Below are 262 nucleotides of genomic sequence, written 5' to 3' on the forward strand. Positions count from 1 at the left end.
AAAGAGAACCCATACCAATGTTCTCTTTCGCAAGATTGTAAGTTAGGTTCTGCGCTTATTATCCCACTGCGTGCCGGTAACGAAGTCGTCGGTACCATCAAACTGTATGAGCCTAAGCTAAAGCTATTTTCAACCATCAACATGTCGATGGCTGAAGGTATTGCTCAACTATTGTCGAGTCAGATCCTGTTCAGCAACTATCAGCAACAACAGACGCTACTGACACAAGCGGAAATCAAACTACTGCACGCTCAAGTGAACC

Annotated in this window: 1 pseudogene; it reads left to right on the plus strand. The window is 44.7% G+C overall.

The annotated features are described in order from the left end of the window. Positions 1-262 (plus strand): annotated as a pseudogene (locus tag AB4486_RS23420) (sensor histidine kinase); the annotation flags it as partial.

It is taken from the genome of Vibrio sp. 10N.222.55.C6 (assembly GCF_041473395.1).
GTDB classification, from domain to species: Bacteria; Pseudomonadota; Gammaproteobacteria; order Enterobacterales; family Vibrionaceae; genus Vibrio; species Vibrio crassostreae_C.